The organism is Planotetraspora mira, from assembly GCF_016863275.1.
GTDB classification, from domain to species: Bacteria; Actinomycetota; Actinomycetes; order Streptosporangiales; family Streptosporangiaceae; genus Planotetraspora; species Planotetraspora mira.
Window position 1 is genome coordinate 34482 of record NZ_BOOO01000001.1, and the last position, 18369, is coordinate 52850.

At 70.2% G+C, this 18369-nt stretch carries 16 protein-coding genes; 4 read left to right on the top strand and 12 right to left on the bottom strand.

The window, feature by feature from the left end; genetic code table 11:
• The first annotated feature begins 10 nt into the window (after window positions 1–10).
• From Pmi06nite_RS00180 to Pmi06nite_RS00190, 3 genes are all read left to right on the top strand, one after another.
• Window positions 11–478, top strand: coding sequence for a MarR family winged helix-turn-helix transcriptional regulator (locus Pmi06nite_RS00180; RefSeq protein WP_203950712.1), 468 nt, complete (start codon window positions 11–13; stop codon window positions 476–478).
• A gap of 131 nt (window positions 479–609) precedes the next feature.
• Window positions 610–1260 carry an LppX_LprAFG lipoprotein gene (locus Pmi06nite_RS00185; protein WP_203950713.1) on the top strand — a complete coding sequence of 217 codons (651 nt, stop codon included), beginning with the start codon at window positions 610–612 and terminating at the stop codon, window positions 1258–1260.
• A gap of 7 nt (window positions 1261–1267) precedes the next feature.
• Window positions 1268–2758: an MFS transporter gene (locus Pmi06nite_RS00190; RefSeq protein ID WP_203950714.1), complete on the top strand. Its 1491-nt coding sequence runs from the start codon at window positions 1268–1270 to the stop codon at window positions 2756–2758.
• A 41-nt stretch (window positions 2759–2799) separates the two neighbouring features.
• Here the strand turns inward: Pmi06nite_RS00190 and Pmi06nite_RS00195 are convergent, their stop codons facing one another.
• From Pmi06nite_RS00195 to Pmi06nite_RS00220, 6 genes are all read right to left on the bottom strand, one after another.
• On the bottom strand, window positions 2800–3447 hold the full coding sequence (locus Pmi06nite_RS00195; protein WP_203950715.1) for a response regulator transcription factor: 648 nt from the start codon (window positions 3445–3447) through the stop codon (window positions 2800–2802).
• The gene (locus Pmi06nite_RS00200) at window positions 3438–4685 is read right to left on the bottom strand and encodes a sensor histidine kinase (RefSeq protein ID WP_203950716.1); all 1248 of its coding nucleotides are present in this window, start codon (window positions 4683–4685) and stop codon (window positions 3438–3440) included. The genes Pmi06nite_RS00195 and Pmi06nite_RS00200 overlap by 10 nt, the downstream gene beginning before the upstream one ends.
• Window positions 4686–4887: 202 nt before the next feature.
• A complete protein-coding gene (locus tag Pmi06nite_RS00205; RefSeq protein ID WP_203950717.1) occupies window positions 4888–5856 on the bottom strand; it encodes a hypothetical protein in 969 nt (322 codons plus the stop codon).
• Window positions 5857–5983: 127 nt separating this feature from the next.
• Window positions 5984–7447 carry a ribosome biogenesis GTPase Der gene (der, locus tag Pmi06nite_RS00210; RefSeq protein WP_203950718.1) on the bottom strand — a complete coding sequence of 488 codons (1464 nt, stop codon included), beginning with the start codon at window positions 7445–7447 and terminating at the stop codon, window positions 5984–5986.
• A gap of 27 nt (window positions 7448–7474) precedes the next feature.
• Window positions 7475–8143, bottom strand: a complete 669-nt coding sequence (gene cmk / locus Pmi06nite_RS00215) for a (d)CMP kinase (RefSeq protein ID WP_308442475.1) — start codon at window positions 8141–8143, stop codon at window positions 7475–7477.
• Window positions 8144–8273: 130 nt separating this feature from the next.
• Entirely contained in the window at window positions 8274–8903 is a 630-nt protein-coding gene (locus Pmi06nite_RS00220; RefSeq protein WP_203950719.1) for a MerR family transcriptional regulator, read from the bottom strand.
• Window positions 8904–9049: 146 nt separating this feature from the next.
• Here Pmi06nite_RS00220 and Pmi06nite_RS00225 point away from each other — a divergent pair, with 146 nt between their 5' ends.
• The gene (locus tag Pmi06nite_RS00225) at window positions 9050–11206 is read left to right on the top strand and encodes an MMPL family transporter (protein WP_203950720.1); all 2157 of its coding nucleotides are present in this window, start codon (window positions 9050–9052) and stop codon (window positions 11204–11206) included.
• A gap of 33 nt (window positions 11207–11239) precedes the next feature.
• Here Pmi06nite_RS00225 and Pmi06nite_RS00230 read toward each other — a convergent pair whose 3' ends face one another.
• From Pmi06nite_RS00230 to Pmi06nite_RS00255, 6 genes are all read right to left on the bottom strand, one after another.
• Window positions 11240–12334, bottom strand: a complete 1095-nt coding sequence (locus tag Pmi06nite_RS00230) for a prephenate dehydrogenase (RefSeq protein ID WP_203950721.1) — start codon at window positions 12332–12334, stop codon at window positions 11240–11242.
• A 51-nt stretch (window positions 12335–12385) separates the two neighbouring features.
• Complete coding sequence (gene aroH, locus Pmi06nite_RS00235; RefSeq protein ID WP_203950722.1) at window positions 12386–12745, bottom strand: chorismate mutase; 360 nt, start codon at window positions 12743–12745, stop codon at window positions 12386–12388.
• Between the two features lie 112 nt (window positions 12746–12857).
• On the bottom strand, window positions 12858–13586 hold the full coding sequence (locus Pmi06nite_RS41680; RefSeq protein WP_239113403.1) for a pseudouridine synthase: 729 nt from the start codon (window positions 13584–13586) through the stop codon (window positions 12858–12860).
• A gap of 1442 nt (window positions 13587–15028) precedes the next feature.
• Window positions 15029–15553, bottom strand: coding sequence for an SMC-Scp complex subunit ScpB (gene scpB / locus Pmi06nite_RS00245; protein WP_203950983.1), 525 nt, complete (start codon window positions 15551–15553; stop codon window positions 15029–15031).
• Between the two features lie 412 nt (window positions 15554–15965).
• Window positions 15966–16844 carry a segregation and condensation protein A gene (locus Pmi06nite_RS00250; protein ID WP_203950724.1) on the bottom strand — a complete coding sequence of 293 codons (879 nt, stop codon included), beginning with the start codon at window positions 16842–16844 and terminating at the stop codon, window positions 15966–15968.
• 1127 nt (window positions 16845–17971) lie between these two features.
• Entirely contained in the window at window positions 17972–18328 is a 357-nt protein-coding gene (locus Pmi06nite_RS00255; protein WP_203950725.1) for a winged helix-turn-helix transcriptional regulator, read from the bottom strand.
• Between the last annotated feature and the right edge of the window lie 41 nt (window positions 18329–18369).

The following is an 18369-nucleotide window of genomic DNA, read 5'->3' on the forward strand; positions in this document are numbered from 1 at the left end:
GCTGTAAGCCATGGAAGACCCCGGCTGGCTCAGCCCGCGAGAGCAGGGCGCCTGGCGCGCCCACCTCGCCGCGCACCGTCTGCTGTCCCACCAGCTCGACCGTGAACTGCAGGCGTTCGGCCTGTCACTCAACGACTACGAGATCCTCGTGAACCTCTCGGAGAGTCCCGAGCATCGTATGCGCATGAGCGAGTTGGCCGACGCGACCATCCAGTCCCGCAGCAGGCTCTCCCACCAGATCTCCCGCATGGAGGCCGCGGGACTGGTGACGAGGGAGGACTGCGAGGACGACCGGCGCGGCACCTACGCCGTGCTGACGGACCTCGGCTGGGACACCACCCAGCGGGTGGCCCCCGAGCACGTGGCCAGCGTCCGCGAGCACTTCATCGACCTGCTCACCCCCGAACAGGTGGCGACGGTCGAGGAGATCTACACCCACGTCGTCGATCACATCCACTCGATCCGCTCGGCCAAGTAGACCCAGGTGAGCGCCGGGCCCTCGGAGACGGGGGAGCGGCCCTCCCCCGGCGCGACGCCCGGCTCCGGGAAGTGCCGAACCGATATGTCGCAATCGCGCGCCGCTGACGTGACGATCGCTACGATCCGCCTGTGAGAAGAATCGTCTGGCTGGCCGTGGCCGCCGCCTTCCTCCTCGTGACGTCCTGCGGCTCGAACAGCGAGGCCGCCGTCCCGAGCGGGCCCGATCTGCTCAAGAAGTCCGCCGAGGCGATGAAGACGGTCAAGACAGTCGCCTTCACCATCGACACCAAGGACCGCCCCGCCGTGCCGGTCAAGCACGCGGAGGGCAGTCTCACAAGCGGGGGCGACGCCAAGGGCTCGCTCCAGATCGACTTCGGCGGTCTGCAGGAGCTCGAGTTCATCGTGTCCGGGAGCACGGTGCACTTCAAGGGCCCGACAGGCGGCTACCAGACGATGACCCGCGAGCAGCTGGCGGCGATCTACGACCCCTCGGCCGTGCTCACCGGAGTCCCACAGCTGCTGGCGGCGGCGCAGGACGCCCGATCGGAGGCGGCGGAGAAGGTCGGCGACTCCGACGCCTACCGGGTGGCGGTGACACTCCCCCAGCAGGCGCTGGTCAAGCTCGTCCCCGGCATCCAGCAGGGTGTCAACGGGACGGTGTGGATCGACAAGGCCTCCAGCCGGCTGCTGAAGATCGACCTGCCGATGACGGGCGGCAGTGTGACCGTGAGCCTCGACGACTACGACGCTCCCGTGACCATCACACCTCCCTCCTCGTGAGCGCCTCATGACCACTGTGGAGAACCGCCGCGTCGTGCTGGGTGTGGGCGGCGCCGCGGTGCTGCTCGCGGCGCTCGACGCGTACGTGGTGGTGACCGTCCTCACCGACATCGCCGGGGACGCCGGTGTGCCGCTGAACCACCTGGAGCGGGCGACGCCGATCGTGACCGGGTTCCTGCTCGGCTACATCGCGGCGATGCCGCTGCTCGGCCAGCTGTCCGACCGGTACGGCAGGCGCGTGCTGATCCACGCCTGCCTGGCCGGATTCGCCGCCGGGTCGGTGATCACCGCGCTGTCCACGGGCGTGCCCGGCCTCGTGGCCGGCCGTACGCTGCAGGGCGTCGCGGGCGGCGCGCTGCTTCCGATCACCATGGCCCTCATCGGCGACCTGTGGGACGAGCGCGGCCGGCCGGTGGCCCTGGGCGCCGTCGGCGCCGCGCAGGAGCTCGGCAGCGTCCTCGGTCCCCTGTACGGCGCGGGCGTGGCGGCGCTCGTCGGCTGGCGCGGAATCTTCTGGATCAACGTCCCCCTCGCCCTGCTCGCCGCGGTCGCGGTGCACCGCGCGGTGCCCGCCGGGCCACGCGGGACGGACAGGACGGACAGGATCGCCGTGCGGGTCGACGTGGTGGGCGCCGTCCTGCTCGCGCTCGCCCTCGGGCTGCTCGTCGCGGGGCTCTACAACCCGTCGCCGGACGCGTCCGTCCTGCCGCCCTGGGGCCTGCCGTGTGTGGCGGCCGGAGTCGTCGCGGCGGCGCTGTTCGTGGCCTGGGAGATCCGCTCGCCGGTCCGCCTGCTGGACCTCACGGGGATTCCCCGGCGTCCGTTGCTCGCGACGCTGGGGGTGAGCTTCCTCGCCGGGGCGGCGCTGCTGGTCACGCTGGTCGACGTCCAACTGGTCGCGCAGACGCTCATGGGCAGGGACACCGTGTCGGGCGCGCTCGTCCTCACCCGCTTCCTGGCCGCGCTGGCGGTCGCCGCGTTCCTCGGCGGCATGCTGACGCGCCGGTTCGGCGAGCGCGTGGTGGCGACGGCGGGGATGGCGGTCGCCACCGCCGGCTACGTGCTCATCTCCCGCTGGCCCGCCGACCTCGCGACGGCCGGCCTGCGGGTGGACCTCGACCTCGTCATCGCCGGCCTCGGCCTGGGCGCCGTCATCGCGCCCGTCTCGTCGGCCGCGCTCCGGGTCGTGCCGGCCGTACAGCACGGCGTGGTGTCGGCGGCGGTCGTGGTGGCGCGGATGATGGGGATGCTGCTCGGAGTGGCGGCGCTGACGGCATGGGGCTTCCACCGGTTCCAGTCGCTCACCGCCGACCTCGACACCCCGCTTCCGATGGGGGTGGACGCCGCCGAGTTCACCAGGAGGCTGGCCGACTACACCACCAAGGTCAAGGCCGCCCTGCACGTCGAATACTCGGAGATCTTCCTGCTGACCGCGGTGTTGTGCGCGATCGGCGTGCTTGCGGCGCTCGCCCTGCCGCGGAGCACGCCTCAGGGCTGAGGACGGCTCAGGTCTGAGGACGGCTCAGGCCTGAAGGCGGCTCAGGAGCGCAGGTAGGCGAGCACGGCCAGGACGCGCCGGTGCTGGTCGCCGTCCTCCGCGTGCAGCCCGAGCTTGGTGAAGATGCCGCGGATGTGCTTTTCCACCGCGCCGTCGGTGACGACGAGGCGGCGGCCGATGGCGGGGTTCGACCGGCCCTCCGCCATGAGCTCGAGGACCTCACGCTCGCGCGGGGTCAGCGACGCGAGCGGGTCGCCCCGGCGGCGCCGGACCATGAGCTGCGCGACGACCTGGGGGTCGAAGACCGTCCCCCCGCTCGCGACCCTGCGCAGCCCCTCCATGAACTCCTCCACGTCCACGACGCGGTCCTTCAGCAGGTAGCCGACCGCGCCCCTGGCGTCGGCGAGCAGGTCGTCCGCGTAGGAGACCTCGACGTACTGGGACAGGATCAGCACAGGAGCCCCGGGAATCCTTCTCCGTGCCTCGACGGCCGCCCTGAGCCCCTCGTCGGTGAACGTCGGCGGCATCCGCACGTCGACCACCGACACGTCGGGGCGGTGCTCGGCGACGGCCTCGACGAGGTCGTCGCCCGTGCCCACGGCCGCCACCACCTCGCAGCCGAACTCCTCGAGCAGACGTACCAGGCCCTCCCTGATCAGGACGGCGTCATCGGCGACGACTACCCGCACGGAACCTCCGCAGTGATCGAAGTGGGCCCGCCTGCCGGAGACCGTACGGCCAGCTCGCCGTCGACCCCACGCAGCCGCTCGGCGAGGCCGGACAACCCGTGTCCCTTGGCGACGTGCGCGCCGCCGACCCCGTCATCGCCGATCGTGAGCATCAGGCTGTCGCCGATTCTCATCAGCGTGATCGTGCACAGTTCCGCCCGGCTGTGCTTGGCGACGTTGGTGAGCGCCTCGGCCGTCACGAAGTAGACGGTGTTCTCGATCAGCGCGGGGAACCGTTCCTCCGTCTGGACGTCGAGCTCCACGGGGACCGTGCAGCGGCTCGCCAGGGCGGCCAGCGCGGGAACCAGGCCGCGGTCGGCCAGGATAGGCGGCGCGATGCCGCGCGAGAGCGCGCGCAGCTCGTCCAGCGTCTCCCTGGTGGCGGTGATCGCCTTGCCGATGGTCGACTGGGCCGCGGCCGCGTCCTTCTCCAGCTCGCGCTGCGCGCGGGACAACTCCATGGCCAGGTGGACGAGGCGCTGCTGCGGCCCGTCGTGGATGTCCCGCTCCAGTCTGCGCAGGGCGGTCGCCTCTGCGTAGGCGGCGGCGTTGCGCCCCTCGGTCAGGTCCTCGATGCGCTCCTGCAGCTGGGCGACGCCGGTGAGCAACGCCTTGCCGAGCGACGCCTGCACCAGCGCGCAGCCGCGGACGACCGGGTACAGCGTGAGCGCCGCGAGGAGACCGATGCCCACGTAGAAGATGCTGTCGTTCACGTAGCCCCGGTCGAACCCGAGCAGCTCGGGGAGCCCCTCGTTGCCCGGAATGTTCGACAGGAGCCAGCCGTAGACGGGGTAGGTGACCCCGAAGATCGCCGTCCCCCACCACATGACGATCACGCAGAACGTGGCGATGGCGACGGGGAACACCACCAGGGCGTGCAGGATGTCGAGCCACGGCTGCCCGCCGGCGAGCGGCGACAGCATCTTGCGGAACCATCCCGCCTCGGCCGGGGACCGGGGGTAGCGGGGCTGGGGCACGTCCATACCCAGGACCCCGCGCATCCTCAGCCGCTCGATGTCGCCCAGCCCTCGTGCCACGAGAGCCGTCAGCACCAGGACCGGCACGCCCAGCCAGAAGACCAGCAGGCTGGCACCCGCGGACAGACCTAACACCATCAGGCAGAACGCGATACTCGCGAGGGGGAACCCGACGAGGAGGTAAACCGTGTCCCCGGCGAGTCGGGAGAGAAGTCTTCGCATGTCTCCCACGCTAGGCAGCCGGCGATCTCCGATCGATCCCGTGTCCGGGAATGTTCCTGGTAGGGCATACCCTACTTCGTCTCGCACTTCTTCTTCGCTTCTCCCCGACCTTCATCGTGACCTCGATCGGCGACGCCGGGATTCTCTCCGGATGCGCCGCCGGGTCTCCTCGCGGAACCCGGTCGGCGCCGCCGGCTGCGCCCTATGCCGGCTTCGTCTGCAGTCTCCCGGCGTCGTCCACGGTCACCCGCCACCTGCTGCCGTTCGGGGAGGTCAGCACCACGCCGCGTGCGGGGTCGGCGACCTCGACGTCATCGGTCGTGCGCAGCCGTCCGTTGCCGTTCACGGTGAACGGAGACACCGTGGCGCCGTCCGGGCGGATGTCCACAGCCACGCCGGACGGGTGGGAGGGTTCCAGCCGCAGCAGCCCGGAGGTCGTGGACGACGCCGAACCGATCAGCCGCAAGGCGGTGATCTCGTGCTTCACGGTGACCCGCGCGACCCCGGTGTCCTCCGTCCCCATGCCGACGTGGCCGTTGTTGCGGTGCACCGAAATGGGCGCGTCGATCAGTCGTCCCTCGTCGGAGTAGCGCAGCAGGCGCAGATGGCTGCCTCTGTCGCCGCCGGTCTCCGGGGCGGTGTCGCAACGGAGCACCCAGCGCCGCTCGCTGTCGGCACCGAGGCCACCGGTGCCGAACACGAAATCCCGCGGAATCACCTTCTGCTTGTCCGGCGATATCCCGATGCGGAATTTCCCTCCCTCGGACGCGCTGAACAGGACATCAGACCTGTTGAACAGAACCTGTGCCAGGTCCGTGCCGTAATCGATGGAGAACCGGGTGTGCAACTGCCCGTTGGCAAGGCTGGTTTCTATCGACCAGTGCTGGTGAATCACATCGGGGATATGAGTGCTGTGGTGTGCCCCCACCCAGGCGACCGGCGCCGGATGCGCGGGGTCGCTGAACCCGTCATACCAGGCGACCATGTTCTTGGCCGCGGCGTCCATCAGCATCAGGCGAATACCCTCGCCGAACCGAGACTTGTACGCCATCTGGTACGACTCGATGACGAGCCGGCTTGTGCGGTCCTCGGTCTCATCCCCGGGTTGGCCTGACAACTGCACGTCGCCGGTCATCATCTCCCCATAGCGCACATGTTCGGACTTGGTCATGGCGAAATGATAGTGATAAGCCGATTTTCGGATGCGAGGCCCCTCGAATGCGCTCCCGCAGATGGGCCGTGCCGGTTCCCCACGTGGAACCGGCACCTTCCCGCGGGCGCGAATGTCCGACGGAGCCCTACTTCTTCTTGCGCTTCTCTCTGATCTTCATCGTCACCTCGATCGGCGAGCCCGCGAAGCCGAACTCCTCACGGAGCTTCCGCTCGAGGAACCGGCGGTAGGTCTCCTCGAGGAAGCCCGAGGTGAACAGCACGAACTTCGGCGGCTCGGTCGACGCCTGCGTGGCGAACAGGATCTTGGGCTGCTTGCCCGAGCGCACCGGCGGCGGCGTGGCCCGCAGCAGGTCGGTGAAGAACTGGTTGAGCCGGCCGGTCGGGACGCGCGTCCCCCACGAATCCAGGGCCCTCTCGATGGCCGGCACGAGCTTCTCGACGTTGCGGCCGGTCTTGGCGGAGATGTTGACCCGCAGCGCCCAGGGCGTGCGGACGAGCTGGCGGTCGATCTCCTTCTCCAGGTAGTACCGCCTGTCCTCGTCGACGAGGTCCCACTTGTTGAAGGCGACGACCATCGCCCGGCCCGACTCGATGATCAGGCCGATGATGCGAAGGTCCTGCTCGGTCAGCACCTCGGAGGCGTCGATCAGGACGACCGCGACCTCCGACCGCTCCAGGGCGGCCCGCGTGCGCATGGCCGCGTAGAAGTCGGCGCCCTTCAGCTCCCTGTCGCGGCGGCGGATGCCCGCGGTGTCGATGAAGCGGTAGGTCCTGCCGCCCAGCTCGACCAGCTCGTCGACCGGGTCGCGCGTGGTGCCCGCCACCGGGTCGACCAGCACGCGCTCCTCCCCCGCCACCCGGTTCAGCAGGGACGACTTGCCGACGTTGGGCTTGCCCAGCAGCGCGATCCTGCGCGGCCCTCTTTGCTCGCCGAAGGTCTGCGGCGGGGTCTCGGGCAGCGCGTCGAGCACCACGTCGAGGAGGTCGCCGCTGGACCTGCCGTGGAGGGCGGAGACCGGCTGCGGCTCTCCCAGGCCGAGCGACCACAGCCCGGTCGCCTCCAGCTCCATCAGCTGGTTGTCGACCTTGTTGGCCGCGAGCACCACAGGCTTGCCCGAACGGCGGAGCACGGCTCCCACGGCCTCGTCCGAGTCGGTCACGCCCACGCTGGCGTCCACCACGAACAGCACGACGTCGGCCAGCTCGGCGGCGATCTGGGCCTGCTCCGCGATGCGCAGCGCCATGCCGGTGGCATCCGGGTCCCACCCGCCGGTGTCCACCAGCGTGAAGCGGCGGCCCCGCCACGTCGCCTCGTAAGTCACCCGGTCGCGGGTCACACCCGGAACGTCCTCGACGACCGCCTCACGACGGCCGATGATGCGGTTGACCAGCGTGGACTTGCCCACGTTGGGCCTGCCGACCACCGCGACCACGGGGAGCGGGCCCGCATCGGGTCCCGCCTCCTCGCCGGTCTCGCCGTCGGAGAACTCGGTCTCACCATCGGTGAACTCGAACTCGTCGAACTCCCCGGCCTCGGCCTCGACCCAGCCGCTCTCGTCCCGGTACTCCCCCGTCACGTCCCTGCCCATCGCTTCCTCTCCCGATCCCGGAGAGGATCAGGCTCTCTCCTTGACGAACCGCAGGACCTCGGCGATCACGTCGTCCAAGGTCAACGGTGTGGTGTCCAGCTCAATCGCGTCCGCCGCCGCCGCCAGCGGGTCCGCCTTCCTGGTCGAGTCCAGCGTGTCCCGCCGCGCCATCTCGGCCTTCTGCGTCTCCACCGTGGTGCCGGTCAGCTCCGCCGTACGGCGCTGCGCGCGGGCGTCGGCGCTCGCGGTCAGATAGACCTTGACGGGCGCGTCCGGGGCCACGACGGTGCCGATGTCGCGCCCCTCGACCACGATGCCCCCAGCGGGCAGGGACTCGGCGATGATCTCCTGCTGAAGGGTGACCAACCGGCGGCGGACCTCGGGGACCGCGCTCACCGCGGAGACGGCGCCGGTGACCTCGGGGCCGCGGATCGGGCCGTTCACGTCGACGCCGTCGACGGACACGCCCGGTGCGTCCGGGTCGGTGCTCATGATCAGGGACGGCTCGCCCGAGCGTGCGGCGATCTCCTGCGGATCGGCCAGATCGACCTTCTGCTGGAGCATCCACCAGGTGACCGCGCGGTACATCGCACCCGTGTCCAGGTAGCGCAGGCCCAGCGCGCGCGCGACACCGCGTGAGGCGCTCGACTTGCCGGACCCCGAAGGGCCATCCATGGCGACGACCAGACCCGACACGGTCTCTCCTTTGCTTTACGCCCCTTCGAGCTGTCGACCCTGAGGCTACCGGGATTCGGCGTGTAACCACGCATCGGAGAGTGGCCGGCACCCGGCGGGAGTCCCGGGAAACGGGACTCGCGTCGGCTCTTCAGGAGCCCTCGAGCAGCCGGGTGGACTTGTCCTCCTGAGCGAGCCTGCGCAGGGAGGCGAGCACGGTGTCGCCCACCGCCGTCCACACCACGACGGCCTCGGCGACGCTGTCGACATCCCCCCGGCGCGTGACCGTCTCGATCTCGTCGGCCGCGAGCCGCTCAGCGGTCTCCGCGTAGGAGTCCAGCAGCTCGAAGTAGTCGTCCTGATCCAGCCGTCGCAATGTGGCGAGCGCGTCGGCCAGCGTCCTGCGGGCCGGATTGGCCGGCTTGACCCGCCAGCCCCTCTTGGCGATCAGCTCGTCCACCTCGGCCACGGCCTCGTCCCACGCCTCGTCCTCCATGTACTCCCTCGCGGGGGTCATGGCGTACTGCGCCTTGCCGATGGTGTCGAGCTCGGAGAGCCCCGCCGAGAACATCAGCCGGAGCGCCTCGCGCGCCGAGGCGATCGACAGGCCGCCGACCTCGACGAGGGCGCGGGCCAGCTTCAGCCTCTTCACGTGCGCCTCGCCGTACTGGGCCTGATTGGGGCCCGTGCGCTCCCCGGCGGGGACCAGCCCCTCCCGGAGGTAGTACTTGATCGTGGGGATCGGAACGCCGGTGCGCCTGCTCAGCTCAGCGATCCTCATCGTCCCTCTCCCTCAGCGCGTGTTCCCAGGATAGGACCGGCCGCCACGCGGGTGCGGAACTCAACGGCTTGACGCACAAGGCAGATAGCGTCACTATCCATAAAATGGATAGCATCACTTTCCACTATCCAAATAAGGAGGTCTTCATGTTCGGCACTCTGGGCAGGTTCGCCGGCAGGCGCCGCCGATGGATCATGGTGGGGACGCTGCTGCTGGTCGCGTTCGCGGCGGTCTGGGGAACCGGCGTCTTCGGCCGCCTCGGCGGCGGCGCCGGCTTCGACGACCCGGGCAGCCCGTCGGCGCACGCGGACAGGCTGCTCGCGGGACCGCTCGGCCGTCATGCCAACGATGTGGTCGTCCTCTATGAGAGCGACCGCCTCACGGTGGACGACCCGGCCTTCGCCGGCCCCGTTCAGCGGGCTCTGGAGAGCGTGCCCCGCGGCGACGTCACCCGGCTCGACTCCTACTGGTCGACGGGTTCCGCCTCGTACGTGTCCGAGGACAGGCGCGCGACGTACGCCGCGGTGCAACTGCGGTCGGCGGACGACCAGGAGCGGGTCCTGCAGCTGAGGAAGATCCAGGACAGCTTCCGGGCCGACGGCCTCACGGTGCGGTTCGGGGGCGCCACGGCGATGACCGACCAGGTGAACAGGCTGACGCTGCGCGATCTGGCGATCGCGGAGGCCGTCTCGATACCGATCCTGCTGCTCCTGCTGGTCGTGATCTTCCGAAGTCTCCTGGCCGCCGCGCTTCCGCTGATCGTCGGTCTCACCGCGGCTCTCGGCTCGCTGGCGCTGCTCCGGTTCGTCACCTTCTTCACCGACATCTCGACCTTCGCCATCCAGGTCATCACGATCCTCGGCCTGGGCCTGGCCATCGACTACGCGCTGCTGGCCGTCACCCGGTTCCGCGAGGAGTTGTCGGCGGGCGCCACGGTGGAGACCGCGGTCGAACGGACAATGGCGACCGCCGGCCGTACCATCGCGTTCTCCGGCGCCGTGGTGGCCGTGTCCTTCGCGGGACTCACCCTGTTCCCGTCACGGTTCCTGTCGTCCATGGGCTACGCGGGCGCGGGCACCGTCCTCGTCGCCGTGCTCGCCTCGCTCACGGTGCTGCCCGCGCTGCTCACCGCCATGGGGTCGCGGCTCAACCCGGCCAGGATCAGGACCGCCGACCCGGCGTCCGGGCGGTGGTACCGCGTCGCCCACGCCGTCATGCGGCGCCCGCTGCGGAACACCGTCGCCATCGTCGTCGTGCTCGGCGCCCTGGGCCTGCCGTTCCTCGGGGTGAACTGGGCGCGTCCCGGCGACTGGGTCCTGCCGTCGAGCGCCGACGCGCGGGTCGTCACCCAGGAGATGGCGGGGCGGTTCGCCGCCGACCCGGGCAAGCTGGTCACGGCCGTGGTCGAGTCGCCCCTGCCCGCCGGCCCGGCCGCCCTCGACGCCTACGCCGCCCGCCTGGACGCGGTGCCGGGGATCGAGGGGGCGGCCGTGACGGGGACCGCCGGCGGCCAGGCGAGGATCACCCTTGGATACTCGATGGACCCGATGTCCCGCGACGCCCGGCGGATGGTCGAGGACCTCCGCGCGGTCGCCCCGCCACAGGGGAGCACGACGTCGTTCACCGGCATGCCCGCCTCCCGGGCGGACATCGTCGACATGGTCATCTCACGGCTGCCGTGGATGGCGCTGTTCGCGACCGCGGTGTCGTTCGTGGTCCTGTTCCTGGCCCTCGGCTCCGTGGTGCTGCCGATCAAGTCGGTGCTGCTCAACCTGCTCTCACTGGGGGCCGCCTTCGGCGCGATCAAGCTCATCTTCCAGGACGGCCTGCTCGACGGCCTGTTGGGACTCGAAGCGGTCGGCGCGGTGGACGTGAACTTCCCCGTGCTGATCGTCGCGATCGCCTTCGGCCTCGCCGTGGACTACGAGGTGTTCCTGCTGTCACGGGTCAGGGAGGAGTACGACCGCACGGGTGACGTGGCGGAGTCGACGGCGCTCGGGCTGCAGCGGACCGCCCACGTCATCACGAGCGCGGCCCTGCTGGTGGCCGTGGTGGTGGGCGGGTTCGCCCTGTCCGGCATCGCGTTCATGAAGATGGCCGGGGTGGGCCTGGTGATCGCCGTGGTGGTGGACGCCTTCGTCGTGCGCGCCCTGCTCGTTCCCGCCACGATGCGGCTGCTCGGCCGGTGGGCGTGGTGGGCGCCCGCGCCGCTCGCCCGCTGGTGGCGCCGGCACGGGACGGACGGAGGCGGTCACGCGGCCCCTCCCGCCGCCAGGCCCGCCGAGGTCCCACGCCCGGCGTAGCTCGGGGACGGCCAGGGGCGGACGGCGCGAGGGTCAGACGGGCAGGTGCCAGCCACGCTCGCGCAGGCCGTCGGCCAGCGCGGCCGCCGCCTCCGGCTGGACGTACAGCTCCGCCGCGCCGAGAGGCAGTCCGGGAGCGTGCTCCAGCCGGATGTCCTCGATGTTGACACCGGTCTCCCCCGCCGCCTGCACGAGGCGGGCGAGCTCGCCGGGGCGGTCGCCGATGACGACCTGGACGACGGCGTACGTGCGGGCGGGGCCGCCGTGCTTGCCGGGGATCCTGCCGGTCCCGCGGACGCCGCGTTCGAGCAGTTCGGTGACTCCGCCGACGGCCGTGCCCTCACCCGCGAACGCGCGCAACGACCCGGCCACGGCGGAAAGGTCGGCCACCACGGCCTCCAGGACCTCGGCGACCGGGACGGCGTTGCCCGCCAGGATCCCGGTCCACAACGACGGATCACCCGCCGCGATGCGCGTGACGTCCCGGACGCCCTGCCCGGACAGGCCGAGCGCGGTGTCCGACGCCTCCGAGAGCCGCGCGGCCACCGCCGCCGCGGTGACGTGCGGCGCGTGGGAGATGACCGCGACGGCCCGGTCGTGCTCCTCCGCGCCGATCCGTACGGCGTTCCCGCCGCACAGCGTGACCAGCTCCTGGACCGTCTCCAGCGCCTCCGCTGTGTTCTCCGCCGACGGGCACAGGGCCCACGGTCGGCCGAGGAACAGGTCGGCTCGCGCGGCCGCGGGCCCCGACCGCTCCCGCCCCGCGAGGGGGTGCCCGGCCACGTAGGTCGACAGATCGCAGCCCAGCTGCACGGCCTGGCCCAGCGGCAGGACCTTGACGCTGGCGACGTCGGTGTAGACCCTGGCCGCGTCGTTCTTCTGCAGGTCGAGCAGCTGCTGCGCGACGTACCGCGGGGGCACGGCGATGATCGCCAGGTCCACGGTGCGGTCGGACGGCCACTCCTCCCCCGCGCCGAGCTCCCGCGCGAGCCGTACGGCCGCGGCGTCGCGGTCGGCGAGGAAGACCCGCACCCCCCGCTGGCGGAGCGCGAGGGCGATCGATGTGCCGATCAGCCCGGTTCCGACGACGACAACGCTGCCGATCGTCGCACCCTCGATGGGAGTCATGGTCCTCGTCGTCCTAGCGTGCCTTCTCGTCCGGGCGGACGGCCGCGCCGGTCACTGGGCGATGTCCACCCGCAGGGCGACCGCGCCCCGCAGGTACACGTGCTGGATGTCCTGGCGGGGGCGGTCGGTCTCCACGTGAGCCATCAGGCGCACCACCCGCGGCAGCGCGCCCGGCACGGCGATCTCCGAGGCGCACAGCAGGGGCACATCGTGGAACCCCAGCTTGCGCGCCGCGAGAGCGGGGAACTCCGCGGTCAGGTCAGGCGTCGCCGTGAAGATCACACTGATGACGTCGTCGGTCGTGAGCCTGTTGCGCTCCATCACCGCGGTCACCAGCTCGGTCGTCCCCGCGATGATCGAGTTCCGATCGTCGCCGTCGACCTGGATGGCTCCGCGGACGGCCCGGACCATGTCGTTCCCCTCCCACCAGTCTGGAGAGACGGGCGCGGTCCACCGCGCCCATCACTGTGACCTCCCAGGACATTGTGCCCGACTCGCGAAGTTCGCCGCCGGACGGGCCAGGTTAGAGGCCCACCGCCGAGTAGAGGTCGCCGACCTCCTGGACGGTCAGCGTCCGGATCGTGCCCGGCTTGAGACGGCCCAGCTTGACCGGGCCGAACTCGATGCGGGCCAGGTCGATCACCCGGTGACCGGACGCCTCGAGCAGCCGCCTGACGATGTGCTTGCGCCCCTCGTGCAGGATGATCTCGACGAGCGCCTGCTGGCCGTGCTCCTGGACGATGTTGAACTCGTCGACCTTGGCCAGGCCGTCCTCGAGCTCGATGCCCTTGCGGAGCACCCGGTGCAGGTCGCGCGGGACGGGACCGGGAACCTTGGCCCAGTACTTCTTCTGCACGCCGTAACTCGGGTGGGTCAGGCGGTGCGCCAGCTCCCCGTCGTTGGTGAACAGCAGCAGGCCCTCGGTCTCGGTGTCCAGCCGTCCCACGTGGAACAGCCGCGTGGTGAGGTCCTGGACGTAGTCCTGGAGGCACGGACGGCCGTCCGGGTCCTCCATCGTGCTCACGACGCCGATCGGCTTGTTCAGCGCGTAGTAGACGAGCTCGGGCGAGGTCGGAATGCGCTTGCCGTCGACGTGGATGACCTGCTTGACCGGGTCGACCCGCGCCCCGAACCTGCGGACCACCTGGCCGTCGACCGTGACTCTGCCGTCGCCGATCATCTCCTCGCAGGCGCGGCGGCTGGCGATGCCGGCCTGGGCGAGGACCTTCTGCAGCCGCTCGCCGCCCGGCACCTCTGTGGTGTCGCGCTCGTCGACGTAGTCCTTGTCGTAGAAGTCCGGGTCGCGCAGCGGCTGCCGGGAGGTCTTGAACGGGTTGTCGCCGGCCTTCCCCGCCCCGCCACCGCGGGCTCCTCCCGCAGGGGCGCCACCCCGTGTTCCGTACGGCTTGGCCTCGGGCCTGCCCCCGCGCGGCGCACCGGAGCCTCCACCACGCAGGTCACGGCGCGAGCTGTCCCTGCCGAAACGGCCTCGCGAGCCGCCACGCTCGGCGCCACCGGTCCGGCCGGCGCCGTCACGGCGAGCACCCTCACCGCGAGCACCCTGACCGCGAGCACCGTCACCGCCGATCGTCTGAACGTCGTCGGACCGGTCGTCCTTACGGCCATATCCGGTGCGGGCGCCACCGCGGTCGGCGCGGAATGCCGGCCTGCCCTGTGCGGAGGGGCGGCCGTCGTCACGCCGGTCACCACGCCAGTCACGCTGGTCACGTCCGCCGTCCCGGCTGTCCGCACGGGCGTCGTCGCGACGCGGGGCGTAGCCGCGGTCGTCGCGGCCGCGGTCGGATCCGCGATCAGACGCGCCAGGACCACGGTTGAAGCCGCGGTCGGACGGGCCCGACCCACGGCCGAAGCCACGGTCATCGCGCCCACGATCAGACCCACCAGAACCACGATTGAAGCCACGGTCAGACGGACCAGACCCACGGCTGAAACCACGATCATCGCGCCCACGATCAGACGCGCCAGGACCACGGCCGAAGCCGCGGTCGGACGCACCGGACCCACGACTGAAACCACGATCGGACGCACCGGACCCACGATTGAAACCACGATCGGACGGGCCAGACCCACGGCCGAAGCCACGATCATCGCGCCCACGATCAGACCCACCAGAACCACGATTGAAACCACGGTCAGACGGACCAGACCCACGGCTGAAACCACGGTCAGACGGGCCCGACCCACGGCCGAAGCCGGAGCCACGGCTGAAACCGCGGTCGTCGCTCCGTCCGCCCCGGTCGTCCGGGCGGCGCTCGCCGCGTTCCGAGCGAGTGTCATCCGGCCGGCCGTACCCGCCGCGTGAACCGCCGCGGTCGGCTCGGAAGGAGTCGCGGTCGCCGCTCCTGAAGCGGTCCCGGTCGCCGCCGGGCCTGCCGTACGAGCCGCCGGAGCCGCCCCGGTCACCTGTGTCGCCGGAGCGGGGGCCTCCGTCCCGGCGGGATCCGGCGTCCGGCCGGTAGCCGGAACCGGCGTCCGAGCGGGAGCCTCCGCGCCTGTCGCCCTGGGGACGACCCTGAGATCCGCTCCGGAATCCGCCGCCCGATCCGCTTCTGGGCGAGTCTCCCGACCCTCTTCTCGCGTCTCCGGCACCGCGACCGGACCCGCCGGTTCCTCCGCGCTGACCGGTGTTCCGGCTTCGACCGCGTCCATCACCGGACGGGGTAGGCCTGCTGTTCACTTCTGCTCCTCTAGGGTTTCCACGTTGTCCGGGAGGAAGGGGGCGAGTTCAGGAAGCTCTCCGAGCTCCTTCAGCCCCAGTCTCTCCAGGAAGTAACTGGTCGTCCGGTAGAGCACTGCCTGGCTCTCCGGGTCGACCCCGGCCTCTTCGACGAGGCCTCGCGCGAGCAGCGTCCGCATGACGCCGTCGCTGCTCACACCACGGACTGCCGCCACCCTGGCTCGGCTCACCGGTTGCCGGTAGGCCACCACGGCGAGCGTCTCCAGCGCGGCCTGGGTCAGCCGGGCCTGCTGGCCGTCCCTGACGAACCGCTCCACCAGCGCAGCACACTCCGCGCGCGTGTAGAAGCGCCAGCCGCCCGCCACTTCCCGGAGGTCGAAACCCCTTCCGGCGGCGGTGTATTCCGCGGACAGTTCGCGCAGCGCCGTAGTGATCTCGTTCGTCGGACGCTCCAGGACCTGGGCGAGCGTGACGTCGGCCACGGGCTCGTCGACCACCATGAGGATCGACTCGAGCGCCATGCTGAGGCTCGGCCCCGTGCCGGCGGAGTCCTGGTCGTCCCCGGGCGCCCCTGGGGCCTCGTCCGGCTCCTCCAGAACGTTCTCGACCGGGCTCTGGACGTCACCGACCACGCCGGGAGCGCCGTCGGGCTCGTCCGGCACGTTCGCCTCGCGGCCGACGGGGTCGGGGGCGTCGCTGCGTTCCATAACTCCTCGTTCGTCGTTCCGGAGGTCCACCGTGTTCATCATGTCCATCGTGCCGCGGCCCGCCCTGATCATCCTGCCGTGGCTCGCCCCTCGACGTCCTGTCGAGGGCTCACCCTGATCATCGTGCGGCGCGTCCTGTGCTCATCGTGCCGGAGGATCGCCGTCCTCGTCGCGATCGTCGTCCGGAGAGCCGATGCGGAGCCCGCGTGCGCCCGATCCTCCCGGGTCATTCATCCGGCCCGTCGGCGGCCTTTTCGTCCCCGGCTTCGCCGGTGCCGCCGCCCTTGCCCTCGTCGTAGTCGTCCCCGACGGAGACGTCGCCGTCGTCTGCGCCCGTCCACGTCACGTAGAGGTCGCCCAGGGGCTCGAGTTGCTCGAAGGAGACCGCGGCCTCCCGGAAGAGCTCCAGGACGGCCAGGAAGCGGGCGACGGTCTCCCACGTCCCCGCGGAGTCGGCCGTCAGCGCCCGGAAGGTGGCCTTCTTCACCCGCCTCAGCCGCTCGACAAGGATAGCGGCCTGCTCGCGCACGCTGGCGAGCGGTTGGTACATGTGGCTCACCGAGACGGACGGCGGCGCCTTGGGCGTGAACGCCCTCGCCGCGATCTTCGCCAGCTGCTCGGGCCCGATGCCGAGGACGAGCTCGGGCAGCAGGTCGGCGAACCGTTTCTCCATGGGCACGGCACGCGGGAACCGCAGAGCCTCCTCCGCCATCCGGCCGGAGAAGATCTTGGCGACCTCCTTGTACGCCCGGTACTGGAGGAGGCGGGCGAACAGCAGGTCACGGGCCTCGAGCAGGGCGAGGTCCTCCTCGTCCTCCACCTCGCCGGTGGGCAGGAGCCTGGCCGCCTTCAGGTCGAGCAGCGTCGCCGCGACGAGAAGGAAGTGGCTGGTCTGATCGAGGTCCCACTCCGGGCCCCGTGACCGGATGTACGCGATGAACTCGTCGGTGACCTTGTGCAGGGACACCTCGGTGATGTCGAGCTTGTGCTTGGAGATCAGGCCGAGCAGCAGGTCGAACGGGCCCTCGAAGACGTCCAGATGCACCTGGAAGCCTTCCTGCGCCGGGCTCTCCCGCTCGGTCTCCTGCTCGATCACGCCTCTCATTGTCCCTCACACGGGGGACCGCTGCCGGAGGCCTGGGGAATCCGTCTCCACGGCCTGCACCGGCCGAAAAACTTTCCCTTTCACGACCAACAACTCCATGCGGGTTATTCAGACATCTCATCACTGGATAAAAAGACCAGAACTCGCCAAATCCGGCTCATTGCCGGGCTCCGATAGGCCTTAAATCAGTAGTACACTCCTTTAATTGACATAATGGGAGTGACATCCTCTTATAATGAATTAAGACTTGCGACTCAAGCATTCTCCACGGAAAGCGCCGAGCAAACTCGAATAATTTGGACAATTTCTCATCGTTGACGAACCCATTTATGCCCTGTTAACGAAGAAGGCGCATTGTCGCGACTATGGCCGGATACCCCTTGTTCGCAGCCGCTGTAGCGGTTCATGGATTTGATTCTCTCGAATCACGAACGACATGGAACGCGATGACTTCTAGTAGTTACAGGCGCGCTTCCACTCCTGGTTCCGGTAGGAGCATCCGGGCGTTGGGGGTCGCGACGACGGCAATCGGCGCAATTCTTGCTCTCTCATGCCAGACACCGGCGAGTGCCGTAATCAGCGCGCAAGGCGCGATTTCCCTCCAGTCACGAGGTGACTTCGATAACCCTCGCGCAGCGCGCAACGTCATTCGTATTGCCGAAAGTTCACGGCATCTGACCCGAATGCTCGACGACGAAGACGACGGATGCAACAGGCGGCGCTGCAGGGGCGGCGACGGTTTCGACGGCGGCGGCGCGAGAGGCCCGCAGGGCCCGCCCGGGCCACGCGGCCCCGGCGGTCCGCAGGGTCCCGGCGGCCCGTGACGGTGGAGACCTCGACCGGTCAGATCGCGCAGACGGTGTGTGCGATCGGCATCCCGACCCCGGTTCTCGGTGGCTTCTTCGCCCCCGGGGCGCCCGGTGGGCCTCCGGCGTACCCGGCGAACTGCACGGCCTTCGTGAATCACACGCCGCCACTCTGAGTTCGTCAGAACATGAACAGTGCCGCGCCGGGCGACAGCCCAGCACGGCACTCGCCGTTTCACGGCGAGTCACGACACCGGTCCACAGCGGAACACGACACCGGCGGAAACTCAGTCACGGCGATCTCCGGAGGAACCGGGTCGCTCACACCGTTTCGGCGAGAAGGTTCTCGCGTGCCCAGCGGGCGACCTGGTCCAGCGCGGGCATCAGCGCCTGGCCCCGCTCGGTCAACTCGTACGACACCGTGACGGGCGGTCCCTCACAGACGGTGCGCGTGACGAGTCCCTCCTCGGCCAACTCCGACAGGCGGTCGGAGAGCACCGAATCGCTCACTCCCCCGATCGCACGCGACAGCTCGCGGAATCCGGCGGGACCCGGGCGTAGGCAACCCAGCACCACGGCGGTCCAGCGCTTCCCCAGAACCGAGAAGGCTCGCGTCAACGCGGCATCACCGCGCTCGCAGCACTCCACCTCGGCGGGTGAGGGGGGTTCGGAGGTCACGGAGCCCATCCTAGCCGGTTGCTTGCCACTTCGACTTTCCT